Raw genomic sequence first — 24,219 nt, forward strand, 5'->3', positions numbered from 1 at the left:
TCCCCTAGAGTCCTTCTTTGGTCATTTCAAAGATGAAGCCTATATTAAACCTTGTAATACTATAGAAGAACTTAAAAAGGAAATAAGAAGTTATATGACGTACTATAACAATTTCAGATATCAATGGAACTTAAAGAAGATGACTCCTGTTCAATACAGAAATCACCTTCTCCAAGTGGCATAACCTTTTTTAAAAATGTCCTTTACATAGGGTACAGTTTAAAAACTGGCTAACCTTATAATACGAACGCACCCGTTAGTTCTTTAAGAAAAAGAGCTACCAAAGCAACTGTTAGTGGGACAAGGAAGGATTAAGTGTATAGTTCTTTTTTTAAAGCCTTAATTCCATCAATTACACTTTTTACATTTTCATCATTATTCAATTTGTTTCTTGCATGGAGCAAAACTGGTCTAACAGATTCCACAGAACGTCCAAAATCGTACATCCATTCATATCGAGGAACCATCCAAGTATGAAAATGGTGAATAGTATCTTCATTATAAAAGTAATAAACATGTTCTATCCCTAATACTTCCCTTTGAGCTTTTCTAATCTTAGATATTAAGTTTATGTAATCAACCTTTTCTAAGTCATTTAATTCGTCAAAGCACTTAATATGGCGTTTAGAKGCTAAAATTACTAAACCTTTAATGGGATATGCAACGTCTTGGTGAGCATGAAAATATTCAGTTTCGACTATTACACCACCATCCGGTTCTATTTYYCCACTTGTTAAAGCACAACTTAAACATTCGACTTCAACTGTTTTTCCATTAGACAAMGTAATTTCCCTCATAATTCCCTCCAAAAACAAAATATTATCTCTCTTAAAAATATAAAAATAAACAAACCCTTGTTGAGCTATCCTGCCCCGTTAGTGCCATAAGAAAAAGGCTGCCTCAGCAACCTTCCTTATTGAAGTAAGCACCCAATAGTTCAAGTAGGCACTAGTGCAACTTTTATTTATTTATCTACTCCTGCATCTATTTTCCAGCTATTTTGCAACTTCCGGATATAAATGATCTGACCAATGTGATATGCGTTATGAGTTGACACATTTCCGAGTATTGCCCACCATTTCACGTGTCCAGGATAACCATTAACTTCTCTCTCAACTTTTTCTTCAGATAATAACTCTTGCCAACGTAAAAGCACCTCTAATAGTTGTTTTTTTAAGTCAGCAAAAGTATGATTTTCAGGAATAATAAAGCTGTTATTATTATTTCCTATTGAAGGCACAGCATCAACGTGAGATTTTTGGTACCTTGTTTGCCATGTTTGATTCCAATATAGTAGATGCTGCACAATTTCAGCAATACTATTACTTTCTTCGTTTGGCTTCCAAAATGCATGTTCCTCAGACAATCTTTCTATTGAATCTGAAAATGGTAGGTACCAACTTGGGTCATTAGCATTTGCCAACAACTGATCCGATAAAACATCTTTTGCATGAACCATAACAAACACTCCTAATTTTTATATACTGTTTTTTCTAAATTTTTAAACAATATCATCTTATTATATTCTACATAGTATATTGATTGTCCTGTTCTTATTAAGCTAACCTGCCCCGATAGTTCCGTAAGAAAAAAGGTTACCTCAGCAACCTCCCTTATTAAAGTAAAGCGCCTGTTAGTTTAAAATCTATCTCCAAGTAACTTGTTTTTAACACAGAACTTAACGCTAAATCCTCCAGGCACTTCTTCGTAGAAAGTATACCTGTGTAAGTGTTATAAGGTTTTTCCTATCACTGAATGGAGGGGCCCCCTTTTTTATTTAATAATTTTATTTGTGCCCCAGCTAAAAAGTAGAATTTATCTTTACTTTATTTATCTGTATATAGTAGGAACACATATGCATCTATACAAGTGAATACAATGTAAAAATCTATTCACTGGAGGAGAAGAGATGCCTAATAACATAAATTATCAATTAACGACTCAACAAATGATTAGCATTATTAGAAATGGTCTTAAAAAGTCGCAAGTTCCCAAACATATTACTATTGTTGGCGCAGGACTAGCAGGACTGGTTGCGGCTTCTCTATTGCAGGAGGCCGGGCACAACGTCACAATCCTTGAAGCAAACAACAGGGTAGGCGGACGTGCCTATACCATACGCTCCCCCTTTAGTAATGGGCTTTATTTTAACCTAGGCCCAATGCGTATTCCTGATGTTCATTTTTTGACCTTAGAGTATATTAAAAAATTCGGGCTAACCCTAAACCTGTTTATTAACCGAACTCCAATGGATATTCTTTATCTCAATGGAATCAAAACACGTCTTAACATTTTTGAACGTTCTCCTGGCATTCTAAACTTTCCCGTTGCCCCAAATGAAAGAGGTAAAAGCGCAGAGGATCTGGTGAAATTAGCTACACAGCCAATTCTTGATTTTATTAAACAAGACCCAACGAGAAATTGGCATCTCGTAGAAAAAGAATTTAAAAACTACTCACTAGGTACTTTCTTAAACTCTTACCATTATCAATATGGAACGACTTTTTCAGATGGCGCGGTTGATATGATCGGTGTACTCCTTGACTTAGAAGCATATATGGGGATGTCATTTATTGAAGTTTTGCGAGAAGAGGCGTCCTTCAGAGCAAATCGTTTCTATGAGATAACCGGTGGTATGGATCTGCTGCCAAAGGCATTTCTCCCGCAATTAAAAGAAGTTATTATGTTCAATCAAAGGATGACGAAAATTGTCCAACATAACAACAGAGTAACCATCCATTCCACCCATCAGCACACCTTAGAGGATTCCACCATAACTGGTGATCTTGCCATCATAACTCTCCCCTTTACAGTGTTACGATTTGTGAAAGTTGAACCATACCATTCTTTTTCCTATTATAAACGGAGAGCTATTCGTGAACTGAACTATATGAGCGCAACAAAAATCGGAATCGAGTTTAAAAGCAGGTTTTGGGAAAGACACCATCAATATGGTGGTAAATCCATAACTGACCTTCCGATTCGATTCACTTATTACCCAAGTCAGGGGATTGGTACAAAAGGACCTGCTGTGGTTTTGGCAAGCTATACATGGGCAGATGAGGCTTTATCATGGAACGGTCTATCCAACGAAAAACGCATTCAATATGCTTTAAAGAACTTAGCTGAAATTTACGGAGACCAAGTCTATTCTGAGTTTGTGTCAGGAACTTCCTTTAGTTGGGTCGATAATGAATATTCTTCTGGAGCTTTCACTGCTTTTGAACCGAGTCAGGAAACCGAGTTGTATCCTTATATCCCTATACCTGAAGGAAGAGTGCACTTTGCCGGTGAACATACTTCGCTTACCCACGGTTGGATGCAAGGGGCGATTGAATCTGGAATACGGGTTGCATATGAAGTGAATGACTTGCCAAAATAAAACAGGAAAAATAGATAAATTAGGACTTATAGAAATTTCTTATACAACTAAACTGCCCCGTTAGTGCCATAAGAAAAAGCTGTCTTAAAGACAGCTCCGTTCTTCAGCTAACTCAAAAAATTGAAGCTTGCGTTTTATTTAATATGGTCTTTTTCCCGATTATTAGTGTCATGGTAGTGTGTCTTGTCTGTCCCTCGTAGCCCAAGGAGCAAAAAAACAAGCCAAATTAGCTCGAAAATGTGCCAACCAATCAATCACTTTGTCCACTCCTGATTGTTTTCCCTTTCATATGTTATTAAAGTAAGACAAGCTATTGAAAGGGGGATGTAATGATGTCAAGTCGAAATTCATCGAGTCGTCAATCCAGTTCATCTCGTAGAAACAGGTGCAATGGATGTGTATGTAATACTTTACGCCGTTTGCGTCCTGGTACAGAAGTAGACGTTTTTTTATCTGGAGGCACAGTTCTTGAAGATGTTATCTTCCGTGCCTTTGACAACAATACTTGTTGTGCCCGATTCAGAGACGAAGAGACAGAACCTGGTACTGTCATTTTTGTTGACTGCCGAGACATTCAAGCCCTCCGCATCGAGTAATAACATTTAGGGGGATTCTTGACTTTTGAAGAATCTTCTTTTATTAAAGACACCGTATTGAACTAACCTGCCCCTCTAGTTCCATAAAAAAAGGAGCTGCTGATCACCTCCTAAATATGAAGTAAAGCACCCGTTAGCTTAACAAGATATGAATAAGTTTTTATCTGTTCACTCACTCGAATACAGGGCGCATAAAGCTTCTCTCATAACTAAAAATACATTTAGTTTCTTCTGCAAATTTATAAGCTTCCTGACACTCTGCATCTAATGCCATTTTTACTCGATACTCTTCATATGCTGCTAAACTTGGGAAAGTAAATAAGGCATAAGCAATGTTATTAGCGCCCTCATGTGGAAGAAAATAACCTTGATGTGTACCGCCCAATTTATTAACTAATCGAATCCATATCTTACCGTATTCCTCGAATTCCTTTACTTTATAAGGGTCAATAACATATTTCAGATAGCATGTAACCATTTTAATCCTCCTAAAAATCTATTTTTTTCCATCATAACATGCAATTGAACTAACCTGCCCCGTTAGTGCCATAAGAAAAAGGCTGCCTCAGCAACCCCTGTTATTGAGCTAAAGCACCCGTTAGTTCAACAAGATAAACCATAAAACCTCCCTTAAACGGGTGGTTRACATAATTTTCGATTTGTCGCTATTTCAAATTACAGATTATTTCATATAAATTACTACAAGCATCCATAAAGCTAAAACACCAAGGATAGCGAGTGTTATACGCGTWGATAGTATCCGTACTTCAAAGTTGGTTTTCTTAGATGGTTCAGGATATRMAATTACATAAATTCCCTTTAATAGTGCGAGCCATGCAATCAGTGTAATGAATCCTTGCCAGTTAAGTGATCATACATTATGCAGGATAACAGTACCTAACCCTAGGAAAATTGATAGAAAGCCATACATAATCCCAAATCCTCTKTCCTCGACCACTAGTTTTTTCAGTTCACGTAGTACCGATGGACGTACGAAAAGTATTCCCGATATGATAACCGTCGTCCATCCCCAAAACAGTCCTAAAAAGGTACTTGCTTCCATTGTTGTCTCACTCCTTTCGATTATATTTATATTTCAGGTACTTCCTTTTTAGAATTGAATCGGAAGAGGCGTTTTCATATCCTTTTGATATTAATGATGTATGAATATCGTATTGATGTGAGGTTTGAGGTTTACATAACCATTCATAGCAGAAATATTGAACTAACCTGCCCCTATAGTTGCATAAGAAAAGGAGCTGCTGATCAGCTCCTGGTAATGAAGTAAAGCACCCGTTAGTTCATTAAAGGCTGTCGAGGGTTTCTCAACAGCCTGAGCCAATTACTGTATTAATGATCRGCTTTTTTCTTACCAGAATCTCCAAATAACAAAAGTAAAAGTGAAAGAAATGCTACGAAATAGAATGCGTATGCTAAATTCCCTAACCAATTTATCGTTTGTCCCCTGAAGTATTGCAGACCAGAGCTTGCAAGATACTTGAGTATGATACTCACTATACAAATAATGAAGAATCTTTTCTTTGTTATTGCCATAAATTCAAACCACTCCTATTCTTTGGCTGGCAATTCAACTAAACATCCCCTATTTTTTTATGATTATAACAATAAATGAACTTTTTCCTTGTTAAACTATCCTGCCCCGTTAGTTCCATAAGAAACTCCTATGGCGGCGCTCCTCGCCGCCACCATCTACTACGAAAATCTAAACTCAAAAATAGAGTCTAACCCATAAACCCCTTGACGATAATGGATGATAACAATACAACCAGGCTGAACTTTTTTTGGTGGATCTTTAGGAAGATACCCTGTATAAGAAACTGGTTGTGACAGTATGGAAGAACCATTTAGTGTACTGCTAGTACGTATACAAAAATTTTTGTAACAAATCTACTGTCATATGTATTGTTAATCTTTTATTGAGGTGATTCTCCTATGGAAGCAATGATTGAACGGTGTGCTGGCCTAGATGTACACCAAGAAACAGTAGTAGCCTGTGTATTATTTGGTCCATTAGATAAAAAGCCAAAAACCTCTATTGAAACTTTTTCAACTACAACAACGGGGCTCTTGGCTTTAAGTGATTGGCTCGCTACCCTTCAGGTATCCGATGTTGTGATGGAAAGTACCGGAGTCTACTGGAAACCAATATGGAATATACTCGAAGGTTCTTTTCACCTTGTTCTTGCCAATGCCAGACATGTCAAAAATGTTCCAGGGCGTAAAACTGATGTGAAAGATGCCGAATGGCTTGCCAAGCTTCTAAGATGCGGACTTATTGAAAGCAATTTTGTTCCACCGGAGGATATTCGTGATTTACGAGATCTTACTCGTTATCGAAAAAAGTTGATTCATCATCGCACCTCAGAGCAGAATCGCATTCACAAAATTCTTCAAGATGCTAATATCAAGCTAACATCCGTTTTATCAGACATTTTTGGTGTATCGGGACGCCGTATCCTYGAAGCGATTCTAAACGGTGAAAAAATAGAGACCGATGGTCTTCGAAAAATGGTGGATTGGCGAACGAAAGCAAGTATTACTGACATTGCCAGTGCAATTAATGGTCGTATTCGCCGTCATCATCGTGATATGTTGCGTTTCCATTGGGAGCATATGGGTTATTTAGAACAAACCATAGAAGAATTAGAAAAACAAATTGATCAACTCCTGTCCCCCTATCGTAAGGAAGTAGAATTATTGGATGGTATACCTGGTGTGAACAAAGCTGCCGCAGCTACTTTTATTGCAGAGATGGGTGTTGATATGTCCGTATTTAAGTCGGCTAAACACCTTGCCTCTTGGGCTGGTGTGAGTCCCGGAAATTACGAAAGTGCTGGTAAAAAAAAACGAGTAAAACCACACAAGGWAACAAAGCTTTGAAAACGATGGCCGTAGAATGTGTATTAGCGACATCAAGGCAAAATAATCGAATTGCTTCTCATCGAAAAAGAATTACCAAACGACAGGGAAAAATGAAGGGACGAATCGCTTCTGCCCATTTACTAGTAACGATTGCTTACAACATCTTAAAAACAGGTGAACCTTATCATGAACTAGGCTCAAATTACCTTGAAGAAAAACAAAATAACAAAGAATTAAAAATGATCGAATATCTAAAAAAGAAAGGCTATTCAATCGCTCCATCTAAACAACAGACTGCATAATCAGTTAATATAACGACATAGTACATTTACACCCTTCAAAAAAATGAGGATATGAAGGGTTTATTTTAGCATGGCTTTTTTACTATTGTGTTTTCATACAAAAAAGAGCTGCCGAAGCAACTCTCTTATTGAAGTAAAGCACCCGTTATTTGAAGGAAATTTCAAAAATCCCTTTGTTTCGTACTGTTTCGGTCAATTGTCTTAATTTTTTTAATGAAATAATAATGTTTGTAGAGGGCGAGAACTACCAACAGGATTTTCACTAAAAGGATGTCCACATAAAATACAGAAATTATGATGAAGAAATCGGCAACTAAATTGATTCTGATTTTCTCTTTTTGAGTCATACTTTTTTCGAATAGACGACTTTAAACTCAAGGTTATTCATCAGAAGGCTCAAGGTATCCTTTTTAGGTGAAAAAATCTTAATTGACGAGTCGGGATTCCGATGCTATAATTCAATTATTCAATCGAGTAATTGAATTTTGAATCGCATAAGTTTTTACAAGATAAACAGTAGTCCTGAATTTTTAAAAACAAATCTACCTTTTAATGATTTAGGATTAGGTAACAAACCACTTTAAATAATAGGCTTATTGGTGTAAATGAACTTAAAAGGAATTTCCAATAGTGATTGATGGAACAACTGAACCAAATAATAAAAATGGGAGATGAATGATAATGAGATTTGAAAAGAAAACTGTAATCGTAACTGGTGGAGGTACTGGGATTGGGAAAGCAACTGCAAAAAGATTTTTTGAAGAAGGAGCCAATGTAATTATTAATGGACGTAGAGAAAATGTGTTAAAAGAAACGGCTTTAGAAATTGACCACACTGGCAAAAAAGTTTTATATGTAGCCGGTGACATCAGTAAAAAAGAAACTTCAGAGAATTTGGTTAAAAAAGCTGTAGAAGTGTTTGGTGGTGTAGATATATTAGTTAATAATACAGGGAAGTTTAATCCAACACCATTCCTTGACCATACAGAGGACGATTTACAATCCTATTTAGATACAATCGTTAAAGGAACATTCTACCCTTCTCAAGCAGTTATACCAGAAATGAAAAAACGTGGAGGAGGAGCAATAGTAAATACTGGTTCAATGTGGGCAATTCAAGCAGTGGAGTCAACTCCTTCGGCAGCTTATTCAGCTGCAATGGCAGGAAGACATGCTTTAACAAGAAATTTAGCCGTAGAATTYGCTGGTGATCACATTCGAGTAAATGCAGTAGCACCTGCAATTGTTGAAACACCAATTTACAATACTTTTATGTCAGAAGAAGAAGTAGCAAAAGTATTACCCACTTTTAATGCGTTTCATCCCATTGGACGCAATGGTACTCCAAAGGATGTAGCCAATGCAATTTTATTCCTTGCGGATGATTCATCATCATGGATTACAGGTATTATTATGCCACTTGATGGAGGAGTTACAGCTCGATTAAGATAAAAATGAAAAAAGGAGCAATCATGAAAATGGTTGTTCTTTTTTAAATAATCAAGAATAGTGAAATAAATTAAATTAATCTTTTCTAAGGAAGATAATAATTTGAATCAATACTTATTAAAGGGGAGGTTTTTTAAATTATTTATTTGGTCACTTTATTATTTATACCTATATTACTTATACTATATAAGAGATATTACCCAGTGAAAGGAATTCTTTGTATTAAAAAAAATAAATTAAAAGATTCTACTATCATTGTATTAGATATTCGGGATTATAATGAAACCTCAAAATATCCCGAGGACTATACCTTAAATATTCCTTTTGCCTACCTAAAGCGCTTTTATATGGAAATCCCCCAGGGTAAAATACATGTTATAGCTGAAGATAAATTAGAATTGAACTTAGGATTACGTTTTTTGATAAAAAAAGGGTTTACAATTAATAGTTTTGAATTAACAAAATATCCATGCACTGTTAACCAAAAGAAAAGGATGTTGGATCATGGAGTATAATCGACATGTTAAAAATCGTTTTAAAAAAATTGCAGGACAAGTGAAAGGTGTATTAAACGAGATGGAGCAAGGGGGATAGAGAGATTGTAACTCAATTGTCAGCTGCCAACAGTGCTTTAAATCGAGAAATAGGTGTAATGGTTAGCACTAACCTTGAAGAATGTGCCAGAGAAAGTGTTAAGCAGGATGGAAAAACAGAGAATTTAGTAAAAGAAGCCATTGATTTATTAGTTAAGAGTAGATAAAAAACACCTATCCTTAAGAATATTAGAGGTAACTAATTAGATTATTTTTATACGATTACAGGTATAAGTATTTCGTTGGAATTAAAATAGTAAAAGTAAATCATGCAGTAGAAGTCTAAAAAATCAATAAAGGAGCAAGAAAATGAAAAAATTAGAAGAATTAACTTCGATAAATATGATAGAAGATTTCTTGAAAAATCATGAATTAAGTTTCTTATACGTGTCAAGAGAAGATTGTGGTGTGTGTCATGCTGTTTTACCAAAGCTAAGAGAATTACTGGACAAGTTTCCACTTATCCACTTAGGACATATAAACGCCTATGAGGTAGAAGAAATAGCAGCTAAATTCTCTATTTTTACTGTACCTGTACTACTTTTATTTATAGATGGAAAAGAAGTATTAAGAGATGCTCGGTTTGTTCACTTTGATGAATTAGAGAAACGAATAGAGAAAATTTATGAAATGTATAATCAGCAATAGAAATAACATAATTACTTCACGAGAAAATTGATTCCGAAAATTAAGCTCAAACTATGAAATTGCTATTATAGAAGGTGGAAAAGGATCTGAAAGGGTTTCTGAATGTTTTGATGTAATTCGTCAACAATATAACTTAAAATGCCGAGTAGCAGAACGAATTAATTTGTATGATCACCTCCCTGTACCTATCAGTTGGTACAGGAAGGTTAAATATTATATTCTCTTAATTCAACTTTAAAAGTTTCTAATTAGGAAGGTGAACTCCTCTTTAAAAGTATATATTCTTTGGATAGAGACAAAGTGGTTGTTTTTTACTTGACTTATAAGAACATGAGTACTATAATTCAATTAATCAATTGAATACTAAATGAATTTAACTTAAATTGAGGGAGGAAATGAAATGAAGTGGAAAGAATTAACAACATTAGAAGAGTGGAATGATATTTTAGAGAAGTCTACAATACGTGGACAGGTCATTCTAAAGCATAGTACTACCTGTCCCGTGAGCTCTAATGCACTTAAAGAATATGAGCATTATTTAGAAGGTTCACCAAATAATAATGTAGACTACATTATTGTTAAAGTAATCGAGTCACGCGCGGTTTCTAATAAAATTGCGGATGATTTGAGCGTCAAGCATGAATCTCCACAAGTTATTTTTGTGAAGGATAAATCTAAATATTGGACTGCATCACATTGGTCAGTTACGACTGAACATATGACAGCAGTATTGAACTAATTGAAAAGTAGAAATAAGTTTTCTACGTTTAATAATTAACCTTGTATCTAACCATAATAATTTAGAAACAGTAACATCAATGGATCTATGCATTGTAAATGATGATATTGTTAGTTAAATTGTTAGAAGTTATTGCTAACCTGCAAAAGAAAAACAGCCTCTATAATCATCCCTTTAATTTACACAAGTTTTCTCTTGCAGATTGAGTATGAGATAATGAAATCATTATCTTGTTATTCTTACTTTAACTATAGTATCATCAACAATGTAATTAATTGATTATAAAGGATGATTAGTATGGAAGAGCTCATTTCTTCTGCAAAAGATTATAAGGATGAATTGTATAAACAACTAGCAAGAGTTGGAAAGTGTTTATCGAGTGACAAACGACTTGAGATATTAAATTTACTATCTCATGGTCCAAAAACAGTTGAAAAGTTGGCGCAGGATACAGGTATGAATGTGGCAAATGTTTCTCGTCATCTTCAAGTTCTCAATGACTCAAGATTAGTTAAGTTTACTAAAAAAGGAACATATGCTATTTATTCATTGGCTGATCCATCTGTAGTTGAGTTTTTATTTTCCTTATGGCATCTTGGTGAAAATCATCTTTCAGATATCACTCGGATTAAAGAAGATTTCTTAGGTCACATGGAAGAATTATATACACTTACAATGGATGAAGTGTACGAAAAGTTAAAAAAAGAAAATATAATCCTCATAGACTTGCGTCCGGCAGATGAATATGAAGCTGGGCATATAGAAGACGCGGTCTCTGTCCCTATGGAAAATTTGGATTTATATCTTCAACAATTACCGAGAGATAAAGAAGTTGTAGCTTATTGTAGAGGGCAGTTCTGTGCTTTTTCAGCTATAGCGGCGCAAAAAATGAAAAAGCAAGGGTTTATGGCTTACCGTATGGCAGAAAGCATTCATGAATGGCAGAAGTATCTGGAACTTAAACATTAAAATATATTACATCACTATAGTTCATGAACTTTCGTATGTTTTTGATTTGTATTGTATAATTTTATAAGACCAAAGTGCAAATTGAATTCATATCTTAAGTAATGGCGAGACCYGATATATTATTAAACCAAGGCGTTATTTATAGCGAAACAATTAATACTTTATAATGTCAGTAAGAATGGAAAAAAGTGATTAGACAATACTTTTCTTATTGTTCATATTCGAAAGACCAATTTTATAATATGTTCTTTCATCGATGTGATTCATAAAATGCGCCACCTTTCTTACTGACATATATTTTTAATAATAAATTTTAGATGTTATATTAAAACTCCTCTATACCGATTGGTAGGTATTTGGTTTTACTCAGAAAGTAAAAAAAGCAGATGATAAATTATTTATATAGTTTATTTTATAAGGTATAAAGGGTAGCTTACAGCTACTTTTTTTGTGTATGTAATAAATAAATTCGTCAACAATGAAACGATATGGGTTCTCCAGTAAATTTAGTGAAGTTAAACTTATTATCCTACGTATAAGCCGGACTGTGGAGAAATATCAGACTAGTTTAAGGCAGACACTTTAGCTGAAATAGTAATAAGAGTTGGCTGAATAGAGTTTACCAGGAATTAGAGACAGATTTCAGAAGAGTTCAAATAACGGGTGGTTGGCACCTTTCTCATAACTTAAGCCCAAAAGGTCAGCTGCATATAAAGAGAATGTTTTCCCATCAAATCTGTTTTTCATACAGGATAAAAACCAGAGAATGTAAGGTAAGAAAAAAAGAAAAGGATACTTTCCCCTTGTCTACAGAAATATGCTATTAAATATTTCTATTACTCAATAAATTAATTGAGTAATTTTGTATAGGTATATTTTTTTACAAACAGCAATTTAACCTTGAAGTTTCTAACTCAACAATACCATACTAAAAAATAGGGGGAATATTAATGAAGATTGAAATTTGGTCGAATATAGAAATCCCATTTTGCTACATTGGGAAAGCTTATTTGGAAATGGCTAATACAAAAAGGAATAACTATTTCATAAGTACATTTAGACAGCGTACACATGGTCGGAAAGAGGAAAGAGTATGAACAATCCTGTAGTCATTGTTGGTGCTGGTTTAAGTGGCCTTCGTGCTGCGTCTCTGCTTACTGCACAAGGCATCGAATGTAGGGTTCTAGAAGCTAGAGATAGAATTGGCGGTAGGGTCTTGAGTATTGCCGATCCAAACAGACCTGACCTAGGCAAATTTGATCTCGGGCCGACATGGTTCTGGCCGCAGTACGAGAGCACTATTACCAATCTAATCAAAGAACAGAATTTAGGAACTTTCGTCCAGTACACCAAAGGGGAAATGCTTTCAGAACGATTTCCAAACGAACCACCAGAGCGTTATATACTGCCAGAAAACTCTGGTGCAAGGTCAATTCGGTTCATAGGAGGGGTGCAGTCCCTTATTGATGCTGTAGCAGGTACTCTGCCGCCAGGGATAGTCGAGTTAGAAACCCGAGTTAAGGCAATTCGACTAGATAAAGCTGGTGCTATCACGCTTGAAGCAGACCTTGCTGATGGAAAGAGAAAAAATGTTTCTGCAAGTACTGTTATCTTAGCATTGCCGCCCCGAATTGTGGCACGTCATATTGAATTCTCTCCTGCTCTCCCTCCAGATCTTATGACTGAACTTGTCAACAAGCCTACGTGGATGGCAGGACAAGCTAAGGCAATTGCAATCTATGATCGTCCCTTTTGGAGGGAATCAGGACTTTCTGGCTTCGTATCGAGTTGGGTTGGACCTTTGCAGGAAATCCATGATGCTTCCCCTCCTACAGGCTCTGGTGCATTATTTGGTTTCTTTGGAATGCCAGTGAAGATGCGCCGAGAAGTCGGTGAGGATAAAGTTTTAAAATTAGTCATTGACCAATTGGTTAGGCTCTTTGGACCCTCCGCCAAAAACGTAAGTTCTATCCTTTACAAGGATTGGTCCAGAGATTCCGAAACGGCTGTTGAGGAAGACTTCAATCCGCTTAGAGATTACCCAAGCTATGGCCAACCACCAGAAGAAGGGATATGGGAAAAGAAAATTATTTTTGCTGGAACAGAGACTAATTCACAATTTGGTGGACATCTCGAAGGTGCACTTCAGGCAGCTGAGCAGGCAGTTTTTGAAATCATTAATCTAAATAATAGGTCTTTATGACACACTCTTTTCAATACAATAACGTCCTAATTTTGTAACTTTAGGTGATAAAAAACAGTAGGTATTAGAGAAGTTGATAAAGGATTTGAACTTAAGATTGAGCCCAAAGACAAATTAAAAAGGGTAAGTATACTCTTAACTATGATTTAGGTGTAAGCGAAGAAAACTCCCAAGTTCCACTACTTATACCTTCAAAAGAAAACCTTTTTGCTTCTTTGCTTTCAAAAGAAGCTTGGCAGGGATTTCGTTTACCCTGTTTTGCATTTTTACAAGCATGTTTTGGTTCCCTGAGCCGAGTTCGGTTAATGCTAATGTACAGGAATTCCTTTAATATGAAGTGGATTATCTGACCGGTGTTAGGGGAATGGTCAAGATTTTGGTTTGGGGGATCTGTATCTAGTTCTATCGTTGTAATTTGGTTACATCCACCAAAGCACTGGAGAATAGAAGACTATGCAGAAGTAATTTATCACGAATTTATTCATCATTGCTTATATTTAGATGATATGATATATGCAATTTTTCCTAATCAAGAAATAGAAAATAGCCCTGAAGCAATGACAACATCAAGTATTTTAACAACAAAAAGATTCATAGACAAAGAATACCATTTAGCTGTTGTAGCTATAGGGATTATGTATAGGTATCACAAATTAGGAAATGATAAAAAAGCATAAAGTAGAGAAATATTTACTACTTGACGAAAAGGATATCTAACACTATAATTCAATTATTCAATTGATTAATTACAAAACCAAACTCATCTTAAATACAAGGAGGAAACGATAGATCACTTTGTTCGCTATGCAGAAACCGTTTTTAAGCGATATAAAGAGAAGGTCAAATACTTGATTTCATTTAATGAAATTAATATGATCACCCACAGCCCTTTCACAGGTGGCAGAATTTTATCAGATCGTGAAGAAAATCCTATACAGGCAAAATACCAGGGTCGCACAATAGAAAGAGGATTATCATGATCTCATTGACCATCATAATCCTCTTTGTTTATTTCTTAATGAAAAATAGACATTATTAATTTTGCTCTGGTGTTATACGGTAACAAATAGGCCACCCCACCAATACAAAGAAGCATTGGTTGTATTTGAAGAATATTGTATTCAGTTAGCCACAAAATTTACAGTATATCCTATATCCAGAAATCATGGCGATTGGCAGGGGAATCAGTGCTCAGCCCGTCTTGCTTGAACAAATTAAATGGGCAAGTGCTAAAGTGAAAAAAGTCAATCCACTGCAGAGAGCAAACCCGAGTGAGGGATTCACTTCCCCGTCACTTATATCATTTATATATACATTAATGTTATCAAGTAATCACTTTTTCTCCAATGTCAAGTCAGTATTTTTGTAAAATTTCTTCATCATTTAAACAGGTATATTCAAAAAATCACCACCAAAGATTCACTGTGGTCCTAAGTATACAGTTTCATTCTAAACCTGTTATTGACTATAGTGATGTATTTTGATTTAGAAAGGGAGCCAATGAAATGACAAATATAAATATACCGGTTTCTGTCTTAAACCTTTCCCCGATTCGTCAAGGACAGGAACCTAAAGATGCAATTGATGCGATGGTTGATTTAGCAAAAGCTACGGAGGAAATGGGATATAATCGCTATTGGATTGCAGAACATCATAATACTCCTACACTTGTAAGTTCAGCTACCTCCATTTTAATTAAGCATACATTGGAGCATACGAAAACCATCCGTGTTGGATCTGGCGGGGTTATGCTGCCTAATCATTCTCCATTGGTCGTTGCCGAACAATTTGGAACGATGGCAACCATCTATCCAAACCGTTTGGACTTAGGACTTGGAAGAGCACCTGGTACTGATATGATGACGGCAAGTGCGTTAAGACGTTCACAGAACGATTCAGTTTATACATTTCCTAATGACGTAAATTCCTTGCTTACTTACTTTGGACCTGAAGAAAAACAGGGTTATGTCAAAGCGTATCCAGGTGTTGGTACTAAAATCCCATTATATATTTTGGGGTCATCGACAGATTCGGCGATTTTAGCTGCTCAATTAGGGTTGCCATATGTGTTTGCCTCACACTTTGCACCTAGGCATATGGAGGAAGCCATCTCGATTTATCGAAATCGATTCCAACCTTCTGACTATCTTGATTCTCCATACATGATGGTTTGTTTAAATGTGATTGCAACTGAAACAGATGAGGAAGCGAAAAGAGAATCAACAACGATGCAACAATTTTTCCTAAATATAGTACAAGGTACACAATTTCCATTGCAGCCACCAGTAGATAGCATGGATAACCTATGGAGCGAACCTGAGAAAGAAATGGCTTCCTCGATGACCAGTGAAGCGTTAATGGGAAGTAAAGAGACAGTAAGAGCACAGTTAACAAATTTCCAAGAGAAGTATAATGTAGATGAAATAATGGCTGTTTCCTTTATCTTTAATCCTGAGAAACAAAAGCGGTCATATCAAATCTTTAAGGAAATTGTTGAAGGTAAATAAATAGCAGGAAAACACCTCTGTTATGGAGTTAAGGGGGGACGGTATCACGTTATCTTTTAAATTAAACTTCATTAATAAAGGTCATAACTTAAAGTGGTTCTTAAAGAACCACTTTTTTGTCTTCATTCTATAGCGATCATTCTTATAGTAACTAACAACATAAGACTGCCTTGACGTTTTTTATTTGCTGGGTTATATCACGTCACGTCAATATGGATATTTTTCTTCTAATAAAAATCACTTTAAAGGGGTTGACGAAAATTATTTTAAATTGTATAATTCAATTAATCAATTGAATAGTTGGTTTAAAGTTAATTAATTGTATTCCATTAACATGAGTAAAAAAATAGAGGAGGTTCTTTCTATGGGAGCAATATCACTGACAAAAGAGACATTTCAAAACCACGTTCAATCAGGTGTTACATTGGTGGATTTCTGGGCTCCTTGGTGCGGGCCTTGTCGAGTTCAACTTCCAATTGTAGAAGAGTTAGCTGATGAAATGGAAGGACAAGCGACAATTGCCAAAGTTAACGTGGACAATGATCCTGAATTAGCTATACAATTCGGCATAATGAGTATTCCGGCATTGCTTCTGTTTAAAGATGGCAAGTTGGTAGATAAAATGGTAGGTATAAACCAAAAGCATGTATTAAAAGAGAAAATCTTAGAACTGATTGGCAATTAAAGCAGCTAATTATGGAAACTCAGCAATACTTATTGAAGTTTTGTAGATATTATAAAATTTTTTATATGTTGTAGAGACAGTTGATAATGTGTTTGGTGAGTTAAAATTATTAAAGGTATATAGGATGTAGAGTGCACCAAATAATGGTCGTTCTATTTAGTTGAAAAGTGCTAGTAAGTATACAAATGCACCCTCTGTACCAAACGGTATGTACAATTTATTTAAAGAGAGATAATTCTAATAAAAAACCAAAACCAACTTACGGAGGTAGATACTTATGGCTCAGAAGAAATTAGGAACTTTAGTGAATAAGGAAATTGCAAACTTCAGTGTTCTTTATACGAAAATTCATAATTACCACTGGTTCGTGAATGGACCGCACTTCTTTGAACTTCACCAAAAATTGGARGAGCTATATAAAGAAGTGACAATCAATTATGACGAATTGGCTGAAAGACTATTGGCCATTGGTGAAAAACCGGTCGCTACCCTTAAAGAATACCTGGAATTAACCACGATCGAAGAAGCGACAGGGAACGAAAATACAGAAGATATGGTTCAAAGCGTCATCAGTGATTTTGAGAAGCTATCCGAAGAGTTCCTGGAAATTATCGAAGTTGCGGAACAAGAAGATCCGGTTACGGCTGATATGCTGACAGGCATGAAGAAAAGCTTAAACAAACATGCTTGGATGCTGCGTGCGTATTTAGGACATTAAGATTTAAGGAAAAGCTCTACTTCGGTAGGAGATATAAAAATGACAAAAATTAATGGAGTCGATACAAAAGTTATTGAAAACATAGTAGAAAATTTTAAGGAAAATCCTGAGGAAGGAATTGCAGGATGGTCTTCTTCAGTAGAATAGATAGGTGGATTTTACGGTGAAGCACAAGTAGGTGATCATAAACCCGTTCTCATTGAAGAGCCAGATTGGTTCTCAGGATCTAATAAGGGTATAAACCCAGCTGAACTTTTATTAAGTGCATTAGGTGGTTGTTTATCAATTTCAATTATTGTAACAAAAAGCATAAGACAGCCTTGTTGTTTTTTATTTGATTGGGTTATATCACGTCAATATGGATATTTTTCTTCTAATAAAAATCACTTTATGGGGTTGACGAAAATTATTTTAAATTGTATAATTCAATTAATCAATTGAATAGTTGATTTGTAGGTAAATTAATTGTATCTCATTAACATGAGTAAAAAAATAGAGGAGGTTCTTTCTATGGGAGCAATATCACTGACAAAAGAGACATTTCAAAACCACGTTCAATCAGGTGTTACATTGGTGGATTTCTGGGCTCCTTGGTGCGGGCCTTGTCGAGTTCAACTTCCCATTGTAGAAGAGTTAGCTGATGAAATGAAAGGACAAGCGACGATTGCCAAAGTTAACGTGGACAATGATCCTGAATTAGCTATACAATTCGGCATAATGAGTATTCCGGCATTGCTTCTGTTTAAAGATGGCAAGTTAGTAGATAAAATGGTAGGTATAAACCAAAAGCATGTATTAAAAGAGAAAATCTTAGAACTGAATGGCAATTAAAGCAGCTAATTATGGAAACTCAGCAATACTTGAGAAGTTTTGTAGATATTATGAAATTTTTTATATGTTGTAGAGGAGGAATAAAATGGCTATTATTCATGTAGCAAGTAATAAGCTAGAGAAGTATATAAACAAAGATAAAGTAGTATTATTAAATTTCTCAGCCACTTGGTGTGGTCCTTGTATTCGTTATGGAGAGATTCTAAAGCAATTAGACGAGGAATTGGGAGATAGCGTTCAGATTGTAAAAGTCGATATTGATAAATATCCAAAGCTAGCTAAAGGTTTTAACGTAATGGGAATTCCTAACTCTCGTTTCTACTTTAATAATCAATTTGAACAACCTTTTTTTGGAGGCAGCTTAAAAAAATTAAAAGAAGAGGTACTACGTATTAAAGCAAAGTAATGCGTTTACCAAAACTAAATGAGAGGAAAAGCAGATGATAATAAAGGAGGAGATTAATGTGAAAAACCAAGAGACGTATGATGTTATTATTGTTGGGGCAGGTCCTGCTGGTATGACCGCAGCCGTTTATACTTCACGTGCTAATCTGAACACATTGCTTATTGAACGTGGAATACCTGGTGGACAAATGGCAAATACACAGGATGTTGAAAATTATCCTGGCTTTGCTCATGTTTTAGGTCCAGATCTCTCTAATAAAATGTTTGAGCACGCCAAAAAGTTTGGTGCTGTATATGAATACGGAGATATAAAAGAAATTATAGATGAAGGTCGTCTAAAAAAAGTAGTAACTACTAACAAAGAGTACTATGCCAAATCTGTTATTATCGCTTCTGGGGCAGACCATAAAAAGCTTGGAGTTCCAGGGGAGAATGAGCTTGGTGGTCTAGGAGTTTCTTATTGTGCCGTATGTGATGGAGCATTCTTCAAAGGACGTGAACTTGTTGTTTTAGGCGGAGGAGACTCAGCTGTAGAAGAAGCTGTGTATCTTACACGTGTCGCTTCAAAAGTAACTATTATCCATCGTCGAGATCAATTACGTGCCCAAAAAATACTCCAAGAAAGAGCATTTAGCAATGAAAAGATTGAATTCATTTGGAATAAAGAAGTTACAAGTATAAATGAAGGAAATGGAAAAGTGAATACAGTAACGTTAAAAGATACAAAAACAGGTGAACAATCTCAATTCCCTGCAGATGGTGTATTTATTTACGTGGGTACACTTCCGTTAAATGGTGTATTCAAAAACCTAGATATAACCAATGAAGAAGGTTATGTAGTGACTGATGAAGCAATGGCTACAAAAATTCCTGGTATTTATGCAGCTGGAGATATACGTGATAAAACCCTACGCCAAATTGTAACAGCTACGGGTGATGGATCAATAGCAGCTCAAAGCGTACAACACTATATTGAAAACCTTGAGAGTTGATAATGTGTTGGGTGACAATTATTAGAGGTGTATAGAAATTAGAATGTACTAAATAATGGACGTTCTATTTAGTTGAAAAGTACTATTGAGTATATCCTGTACCAAACGGTAGGTACAGGATTTCGCTAAAATAAGATCTTGAATTCTTGCGATTAGTATAGGTAGTACTTCTATTCTTTATGGGTCGAAAATGTTCTTGATAAAAGCAGTAAATAAGTGAAGTAAGGAGTGTTTAACTTGGCTAATATGAAGACGAATGCAAACGTTGTTTGGAATAATGGAGTAAAAGGGAACGGAGTGCTTAAAACAGAATTTCTTGATGCTAAGGTTGCTATTCCAACAGTATTAGGTGGTAGTGGGGATGGAGCATTCCCAAAAGAAGTTCTTGTAGCATCTGTAACAGCTTGTTATACATCTGTACTTGTATCTATGGCTGAATCAAGAGGGCTCCCTGTAGTTGAAATCAGTGTGGATTCTGAAGCATCGATATCTGATGATGAATTTAAAATTATCCACCACCCTCAATTGGTTTTATCAGAGAATGCAACAGATAAACAAGTTCAATCCGCAGAACGATTATTTGTGGCAGCTGATAAAGGGTGTGTTGTAGGAAACTTATTAAAAAAAGCAGACGTAAAGATCGAAGTTCAAGGAGAAATTTTTACAACATAAAATAGATCATAAAGGGGTAGCGTTAAGCTACCCTCCCCTTTATATATAGAGGATGTTTTAATATAGTAAACACTTATTGGCTAAACAGTTAATATTATTCAATTTATGTATTAATATACCTTTTGCCACAACGAATTACATTTAATGTAAACCAAACATCAATTTCCTATTGTGCCAAGGTAATCATTGAGCATAAATAAGGAGTTAAATGAAAAAAAGGGAATTAAATAACAAACAGTAAAAAATTACACGCTGGTGAGTTTTAAGTAAATAATTACATTAGATAACAAATGAATATGTGCAATGGGTTAGGAAGAATATGTTGATAGCCAGAAGGATTATAAATTAGCAATTCTAAATAGACTATGGTAAAATTCATTTGTTTCTACTTACATTCATGCAAAGAGAATAAACCTAATGAAACTATTTTCACTGACATTGTATAACTGTGGGTAGTAATATTTAAACTAATGTAAATAATTTTCGTTATTTTCTATTGAACATGTAGAAAAAAGGTAAATTCACTAATAAGGGTGTGATTATAATATGTCTAAGCAACAAGAAATTCTCACTATAGCAAGAGAAGTTATTCATTCTAAAGGATATCAAGCTACATCTATTAGTGATATCCTAAGCTCTGCTAAAATTGGTAAAGGTCAATTTTATCATTATTTTTCTTCCAAGCATGATCTTGGCCTAGCAGTTGTAGAAAACTTTATTCAAGAATGGGATCAAAAACTGATTTTAGATATTCTTAAATCGGGTGACGATCCTGTGTCAAAATTAAACAATATGCTGGACTGGACTGTCAGCTATCATTCAGAAATGGATTCAAAAACTGGATGCCCTTTTGGAAACCTCGCAATTGAGATGAGCGAACATGATGAACTTTTTCGATTAAAGATTCAACATTTTTTTGAACGTTGGATAGATGGAATTCAAAACGTGTTAGATGAAATGGTAGAAAAAAATTTATTTAATGACACAATTGATACCGAAAAACATGCTCAGACCCTCATTGCTATGCTTGAAGGGGGAATCTTACTGATGAAGAGCCAGCAGGATATGAAATGGTTTTTAAATGTAGTTGAAGTGATTCGTCAACAATATAATTTATCCTAATAGTAGGTATATACGTTGTTCCACTCTTTCTATAAGGTAGGTACAAATGTATAAATTGGAAGATAGCGAATAAGAAGATAAACAATAATCTGTTGTAAGAGCTTATTATTTTTTATCTTACGCTAATCTGTTGTACCATCATTTTAAATAAGGTAGATAACTTGTTAAGTGATAACAATAATGAAGCTCTACGTCCATTGTGCTAAAATAATATTGGTCTTGTTATCTTGAAGATTAAGGGTTGCATATAATAAAAATTATGTTATTATAAAATTGTACCTACTGGTAGGTACAGAAATTTGGATATTAAAAGAAGATCATCTCCTTTTATAAAAGAGGAAGTCGTGGCAAAGCTCCCTTAAAGAATAAGGAAGATGTAATGTTATTCTCTAATATGGAAGGGTACATGAAAAAACTGGAGGGAATCATGATGAAAAAATTACAAACAATGGATCAATTTGAGAAGTTAAAAAAAGAAGAGCGCGTTGTCTTTATGTTTTCAGCGAACTGGTGCCCAGACTGTCGGGTGATCGAGCCGATTTTGCCGGACATTGAAGCAAATTATCCGGAATATCAGTTTATCCATGTAGACCGGGATGACTTTATTGATTTGTGCATCGAACTGGATGTATTTGGTATTCCAAGCTTTATCGCTTATCACAGTGGAGAAGAAGCAGGGCGGTTTGTCAGCAAGGTTCGTAAAACACAAGAAGAAATCGAGACGTTCCTTAACAGCTTGTCCGCTTAATCGTTGCTATGAAAAATTGTTCAAATAATGATAGGTATGATTGGGGTGCTCAAACAAATCTTGATAAAATTGTTTTCTTAAACCTTCAAAGGAAAGGAATTTATTGACTATAAACAATAGCTTTGGTGATGTCGAGTCAATTAAAACTATATCCGAACTAATCGCACCATTTAATAGTAAAATTCTAAAAGTTAACACAGAATATTACATCTGACCTTCTTGTACCAAACGGTAGGTACAAGCGGGCGTAAAAAATTAAAAGTATTGTATTGATATCCACACTAAAGCAGCCAAAAAAGCAAAAGCAACGAGGGAAGAAGTGGCTGAATCCATTACGGTAGCAACAGCATTAAAAGCATGGTCTGCCCTTTCTCATGGAGTGAATGCAATAGTTGCATATGATGAATAAGTCTTATGGAGGAGTGAAAGTATGAAAATTGAAATCTGGTCTGATATTGCATGTCCATTCTGTTATATTGGAAAACAAAATTTAGAGAATGCGTTAGCTAAATTCCCTTATAAAGATCAAGTAGACGTTGAATTCAAAAGTTTTGAACTTGATCCGAATGCATCACTATATGACGGAACAAAATATGTTGAAAATTTAGCTTCCAAATTTGGTGGAACGGAGCAAGCAAAACAGTTTATTACTCAATTAACTCAACAAGCGAAAAATGTGGGCTTAACTTTTAACTTTGATGAAATGAAACCTACGAATACATTTAATGCTCACCGCTTAGCAAAATGGGCCAAAACTCAAGGTAAAGAAGCCATTGTGAATGAAAAGTTACTTTCTGCGCATTTTACGGAGTCTAAAGATGTAGGAGATTTAGACACACTAGCTGATATTGCAGAAGCTTCTGGTTTAAATAGAGACGAAGCATTGAAAGTATTAAATGATAAGAAACAATACGCACAAAACGTAAAAGATGATCAATATGAAGCCAAGAGATATGGTATTAAGGGCGTTCCATACTTTATTATCAATCAAAAATATGCTGTCTCAGGAGCACAGCCAGCGCAAGCATTTTCTGAAGCGCTAGATAAAGTTTGGGAAGAAGACAATCCAGCACCCAAATTAGAAACTCTATCGACGGATACTCTTGATGGAGGGGTATGTACTGATGGCAGCTGTGTCATTCCCCCTAAAAAATCATAAAAAAGGGCTTTGTAAAACCTTACATTAGATAAGAAAGTGTAAAGAGATAATTCTTATAAAAAACCAAATGAAGGAGATATAAAAATGACAAAAATTAATGGAGTCGATACAAAAGTTATTGAAAACATAGTAGAAAATTTTAAGGGAAATCCTGAGGAAGGAATTGCAGGATATTCTTCTTCGGTAAAATGGAAAGGTGGATTTTACGCTGAAGCACAAGTAGGTGATCACAAACCCGTTCTCATTGATGAGCCAGATTGGTTCTCAGGATCTGATAAGGGTCCAAGCCCAGCTGAACTATTATTAAGTGCATTAGGTGGTTGTTTATCTATTTCAGTTATTGCAACAGCTAGTTTAATGGGTATTAAGGTGAATTCACTAGAAGTTAAYGCTTCAGGACAATTAGATTTAAATGTATTGTTGGGCTTAAAAGAAGGAAATCCAGGTTTTAACGAAGTGGATGTTCAATTCACAGTGGATAGTGAAGCAGACGATAAACAACTTGAAGAATTAGTTTCAAAAGCAATGGAAATTTCTCCTGTAAGAAATTCACTAGAAAGAAATGTCCAAGTAAATTCAAMTTTTAAACGTAATAAGTAAAAAGCTATATGACAGT

General features: G+C 35.2%; 28 protein-coding genes and 4 pseudogenes. 28 read left to right on the forward strand and 4 right to left on the reverse strand.

Features of this window, described 5'->3' with window-relative positions; genetic code table 11:
* On the forward strand, window positions 1-184 hold a 184-nt coding region (locus tag AC1DVB_RS16825), incomplete at its 5' end, for an IS3 family transposase (RefSeq protein WP_477590075.1).
* 127 nt (window positions 185-311) lie between these two features.
* Here AC1DVB_RS16825 and AC1DVB_RS16830 read toward each other — a convergent pair.
* Window positions 312-797, reverse strand: coding sequence for an HIT family protein (locus AC1DVB_RS16830; RefSeq protein ID WP_477590077.1), 486 nt, complete (start codon window positions 795-797; stop codon window positions 312-314).
* A 167-nt stretch (window positions 798-964) separates the two neighbouring features.
* The gene (locus AC1DVB_RS16835; RefSeq protein WP_057276098.1) at window positions 965-1,459 is read right to left on the reverse strand and encodes a DinB family protein; all 495 of its coding nucleotides are present in this window, start codon (window positions 1,457-1,459) and stop codon (window positions 965-967) included.
* A 450-nt stretch (window positions 1,460-1,909) separates the two neighbouring features.
* Between AC1DVB_RS16835 and AC1DVB_RS16840 the strand changes: the two genes are divergently transcribed.
* Both AC1DVB_RS16840 and AC1DVB_RS16845 read left to right on the forward strand, forming a co-directional pair.
* Entirely contained in the window at window positions 1,910-3,382 is a 1,473-nt protein-coding gene (locus AC1DVB_RS16840; protein WP_057276099.1) for a flavin monoamine oxidase family protein, read from the forward strand.
* Between the two features lie 329 nt (window positions 3,383-3,711).
* On the forward strand, window positions 3,712-3,978 hold the full coding sequence (locus AC1DVB_RS16845) for a hydrolase (protein WP_082609221.1): 267 nt from the start codon (window positions 3,712-3,714) through the stop codon (window positions 3,976-3,978).
* A 172-nt stretch (window positions 3,979-4,150) separates the two neighbouring features.
* Here the strand turns inward: AC1DVB_RS16845 and AC1DVB_RS16850 are convergent, their stop codons facing one another.
* Window positions 4,151-4,456 carry an NIPSNAP family protein gene (locus AC1DVB_RS16850; RefSeq protein ID WP_057276100.1) on the reverse strand — a complete coding sequence of 102 codons (306 nt, stop codon included), beginning with the start codon at window positions 4,454-4,456 and terminating at the stop codon, window positions 4,151-4,153.
* A gap of 204 nt (window positions 4,457-4,660) precedes the next feature.
* Window positions 4,661-5,041 (reverse strand): annotated as a pseudogene (locus AC1DVB_RS16855) (hypothetical protein).
* A gap of 890 nt (window positions 5,042-5,931) precedes the next feature.
* On the opposite strand from AC1DVB_RS16855, the gene AC1DVB_RS16860 reads away from it, so the two are divergent.
* The 25 genes and pseudogenes from AC1DVB_RS16860 to AC1DVB_RS16980 all read left to right on the forward strand — a co-directional run bounded on the left by AC1DVB_RS16860 (window position 5,932) and on the right by AC1DVB_RS16980 (window position 24,203).
* Window positions 5,932-6,879, forward strand: coding sequence for an IS110 family RNA-guided transposase (locus AC1DVB_RS16860; RefSeq protein ID WP_477590080.1), 948 nt, complete (start codon window positions 5,932-5,934; stop codon window positions 6,877-6,879).
* On the forward strand, window positions 6,876-7,163 hold the full coding sequence (locus AC1DVB_RS16865; RefSeq protein WP_237752102.1) for a hypothetical protein: 288 nt from the start codon (window positions 6,876-6,878) through the stop codon (window positions 7,161-7,163). Before AC1DVB_RS16860 ends, AC1DVB_RS16865 begins: the two co-directional genes overlap by 4 nt.
* A 681-nt stretch (window positions 7,164-7,844) precedes the next feature.
* Window positions 7,845-8,615 (forward strand): SDR family NAD(P)-dependent oxidoreductase, encoded by a 771-nt coding sequence (locus AC1DVB_RS16870; protein WP_477590082.1) that lies wholly within the window; start codon window positions 7,845-7,847, stop codon window positions 8,613-8,615.
* A gap of 200 nt (window positions 8,616-8,815) precedes the next feature.
* Window positions 8,816-9,127, forward strand: a complete 312-nt coding sequence (locus AC1DVB_RS16875; protein ID WP_477590084.1) for a sulfurtransferase — start codon at window positions 8,816-8,818, stop codon at window positions 9,125-9,127.
* Window positions 9,117-9,372, forward strand: a pseudogene (locus AC1DVB_RS16880) (metal-sensing transcriptional repressor). Before AC1DVB_RS16875 ends, AC1DVB_RS16880 begins: the two are co-directional and overlap by 11 nt.
* A gap of 142 nt (window positions 9,373-9,514) precedes the next feature.
* On the forward strand, window positions 9,515-9,853 hold the full coding sequence (locus AC1DVB_RS16885; protein ID WP_477590086.1) for a thioredoxin family protein: 339 nt from the start codon (window positions 9,515-9,517) through the stop codon (window positions 9,851-9,853).
* Between the two features lie 400 nt (window positions 9,854-10,253).
* The gene (ytxJ, locus tag AC1DVB_RS16890; protein WP_477590088.1) at window positions 10,254-10,592 is read left to right on the forward strand and encodes a bacillithiol system redox-active protein YtxJ; all 339 of its coding nucleotides are present in this window, start codon (window positions 10,254-10,256) and stop codon (window positions 10,590-10,592) included.
* Window positions 10,593-10,889: 297 nt separating this feature from the next.
* Window positions 10,890-11,561: an ArsR/SmtB family transcription factor gene (locus tag AC1DVB_RS16895; RefSeq protein ID WP_477590090.1), complete on the forward strand. Its 672-nt coding sequence runs from the start codon at window positions 10,890-10,892 to the stop codon at window positions 11,559-11,561.
* A gap of 950 nt (window positions 11,562-12,511) precedes the next feature.
* Window positions 12,512-12,658 carry a hypothetical protein gene (locus AC1DVB_RS16900; protein WP_158226216.1) on the forward strand — a complete coding sequence of 49 codons (147 nt, stop codon included), beginning with the start codon at window positions 12,512-12,514 and terminating at the stop codon, window positions 12,656-12,658.
* A complete protein-coding gene (locus AC1DVB_RS16905; protein WP_477590093.1) occupies window positions 12,655-13,764 on the forward strand; it encodes a flavin monoamine oxidase family protein in 1,110 nt (369 codons plus the stop codon). Before AC1DVB_RS16900 ends, AC1DVB_RS16905 begins: the two co-directional genes overlap by 4 nt.
* 353 nt (window positions 13,765-14,117) lie before the next feature.
* Entirely contained in the window at window positions 14,118-14,441 is a 324-nt protein-coding gene (locus tag AC1DVB_RS16910; protein ID WP_477590095.1) for a hypothetical protein, read from the forward strand.
* Window positions 14,442-14,543: 102 nt separating this feature from the next.
* Window positions 14,544-14,714: pseudogene (locus tag AC1DVB_RS16915) on the forward strand (family 1 glycosylhydrolase); the annotation flags it as partial.
* A 555-nt stretch (window positions 14,715-15,269) separates the two neighbouring features.
* Window positions 15,270-16,271 (forward strand): LLM class flavin-dependent oxidoreductase, encoded by a 1,002-nt coding sequence (locus tag AC1DVB_RS16920; protein WP_477590097.1) that lies wholly within the window; start codon window positions 15,270-15,272, stop codon window positions 16,269-16,271.
* 364 nt (window positions 16,272-16,635) lie between these two features.
* A complete protein-coding gene (gene trxA / locus AC1DVB_RS16925) occupies window positions 16,636-16,956 on the forward strand; it encodes a thioredoxin (protein WP_477590099.1) in 321 nt (106 codons plus the stop codon).
* Window positions 16,957-17,233: 277 nt separating this feature from the next.
* Window positions 17,234-17,674, forward strand: coding sequence for a Dps family protein (locus AC1DVB_RS16930; protein WP_289322271.1), 441 nt, complete (start codon window positions 17,234-17,236; stop codon window positions 17,672-17,674).
* Window positions 17,675-18,184: 510 nt separating this feature from the next.
* Window positions 18,185-18,505, forward strand: coding sequence for a thioredoxin (trxA, locus tag AC1DVB_RS16935; protein WP_096341070.1), 321 nt, complete (start codon window positions 18,185-18,187; stop codon window positions 18,503-18,505).
* Between the two features lie 85 nt (window positions 18,506-18,590).
* Window positions 18,591-18,911 (forward strand): thioredoxin family protein, encoded by a 321-nt coding sequence (locus AC1DVB_RS16940; protein ID WP_187049569.1) that lies wholly within the window; start codon window positions 18,591-18,593, stop codon window positions 18,909-18,911.
* 58 nt (window positions 18,912-18,969) lie between these two features.
* Window positions 18,970-19,902 carry a thioredoxin-disulfide reductase gene (gene trxB, locus AC1DVB_RS16945; RefSeq protein ID WP_477590102.1) on the forward strand — a complete coding sequence of 311 codons (933 nt, stop codon included), beginning with the start codon at window positions 18,970-18,972 and terminating at the stop codon, window positions 19,900-19,902.
* Window positions 19,903-20,148: 246 nt separating this feature from the next.
* A complete protein-coding gene (locus tag AC1DVB_RS16950; protein ID WP_252298179.1) occupies window positions 20,149-20,574 on the forward strand; it encodes an OsmC family protein in 426 nt (141 codons plus the stop codon).
* 546 nt (window positions 20,575-21,120) lie between these two features.
* A complete protein-coding gene (locus AC1DVB_RS16955; protein ID WP_187049566.1) occupies window positions 21,121-21,696 on the forward strand; it encodes a TetR/AcrR family transcriptional regulator in 576 nt (191 codons plus the stop codon).
* 430 nt (window positions 21,697-22,126) lie between these two features.
* The gene (locus AC1DVB_RS16960) at window positions 22,127-22,444 is read left to right on the forward strand and encodes a thioredoxin family protein (protein ID WP_477590105.1); all 318 of its coding nucleotides are present in this window, start codon (window positions 22,127-22,129) and stop codon (window positions 22,442-22,444) included.
* A 100-nt stretch (window positions 22,445-22,544) separates the two neighbouring features.
* Window positions 22,545-22,658, forward strand: a pseudogene (locus AC1DVB_RS16965) (hypothetical protein); the annotation flags it as partial.
* A gap of 54 nt (window positions 22,659-22,712) precedes the next feature.
* Window positions 22,713-22,853 carry a carboxymuconolactone decarboxylase family protein gene (locus tag AC1DVB_RS16970; RefSeq protein WP_477590111.1) on the forward strand — a complete coding sequence of 47 codons (141 nt, stop codon included), beginning with the start codon at window positions 22,713-22,715 and terminating at the stop codon, window positions 22,851-22,853.
* Between the two features lie 21 nt (window positions 22,854-22,874).
* On the forward strand, window positions 22,875-23,603 hold the full coding sequence (locus AC1DVB_RS16975; protein ID WP_477590107.1) for a DsbA family oxidoreductase: 729 nt from the start codon (window positions 22,875-22,877) through the stop codon (window positions 23,601-23,603).
* A gap of 84 nt (window positions 23,604-23,687) precedes the next feature.
* Window positions 23,688-24,203, forward strand: a complete 516-nt coding sequence (locus AC1DVB_RS16980; RefSeq protein WP_477590109.1) for an OsmC family protein — start codon at window positions 23,688-23,690, stop codon at window positions 24,201-24,203.
* The last annotated feature ends 16 nt before the right edge of the window (window positions 24,204-24,219 follow it).

It is taken from the genome of Peribacillus sp. P4_D6 (assembly GCF_056401795.1).

Bases quoted from the DNA above. Each gene is read 5' to 3' on its own strand.
- AC1DVB_RS16885 (WP_477590086.1), top strand. From the start codon at position 9,515: ATGAAAAAATTAGAAGAATTAACTTCGATAAATATGATAGAAGATTTC.
- AC1DVB_RS16900 (WP_158226216.1), top strand. From the start codon at position 12,512: ATGAAGATTGAAATTTGGTCGAATATAGAAATCCCATTTTGCTACATT.
- AC1DVB_RS16840 (WP_057276099.1), top strand. From the start codon at position 1,910: ATGCCTAATAACATAAATTATCAATTAACGACTCAACAAATGATTAGC.
- trxA (WP_477590099.1), top strand. From the start codon at position 16,636: ATGGGAGCAATATCACTGACAAAAGAGACATTTCAAAACCACGTTCAA.
- AC1DVB_RS16835 (WP_057276098.1), bottom strand. From the start codon at position 1,459: ATGGTTCATGCAAAAGATGTTTTATCGGATCAGTTGTTGGCAAATGCT.
- AC1DVB_RS16940 (WP_187049569.1), top strand. From the start codon at position 18,591: ATGGCTATTATTCATGTAGCAAGTAATAAGCTAGAGAAGTATATAAAC.
- AC1DVB_RS16850 (WP_057276100.1), bottom strand. From the start codon at position 4,456: ATGGTTACATGCTATCTGAAATATGTTATTGACCCTTATAAAGTAAAG.
- AC1DVB_RS16960 (WP_477590105.1), top strand. From the start codon at position 22,127: ATGAAAAAATTACAAACAATGGATCAATTTGAGAAGTTAAAAAAAGAA.
- AC1DVB_RS16955 (WP_187049566.1), top strand. From the start codon at position 21,121: ATGTCTAAGCAACAAGAAATTCTCACTATAGCAAGAGAAGTTATTCAT.
- AC1DVB_RS16895 (WP_477590090.1), top strand. From the start codon at position 10,890: ATGGAAGAGCTCATTTCTTCTGCAAAAGATTATAAGGATGAATTGTAT.
- AC1DVB_RS16920 (WP_477590097.1), top strand. From the start codon at position 15,270: ATGACAAATATAAATATACCGGTTTCTGTCTTAAACCTTTCCCCGATT.
- AC1DVB_RS16905 (WP_477590093.1), top strand. From the start codon at position 12,655: ATGAACAATCCTGTAGTCATTGTTGGTGCTGGTTTAAGTGGCCTTCGT.
- ytxJ (WP_477590088.1), top strand. From the start codon at position 10,254: ATGAAGTGGAAAGAATTAACAACATTAGAAGAGTGGAATGATATTTTA.
- trxA (WP_096341070.1), top strand. From the start codon at position 18,185: ATGGGAGCAATATCACTGACAAAAGAGACATTTCAAAACCACGTTCAA.
- AC1DVB_RS16950 (WP_252298179.1), top strand. From the start codon at position 20,149: ATGAAGACGAATGCAAACGTTGTTTGGAATAATGGAGTAAAAGGGAAC.
- AC1DVB_RS16845 (WP_082609221.1), top strand. From the start codon at position 3,712: ATGATGTCAAGTCGAAATTCATCGAGTCGTCAATCCAGTTCATCTCGT.
- AC1DVB_RS16975 (WP_477590107.1), top strand. From the start codon at position 22,875: ATGAAAATTGAAATCTGGTCTGATATTGCATGTCCATTCTGTTATATT.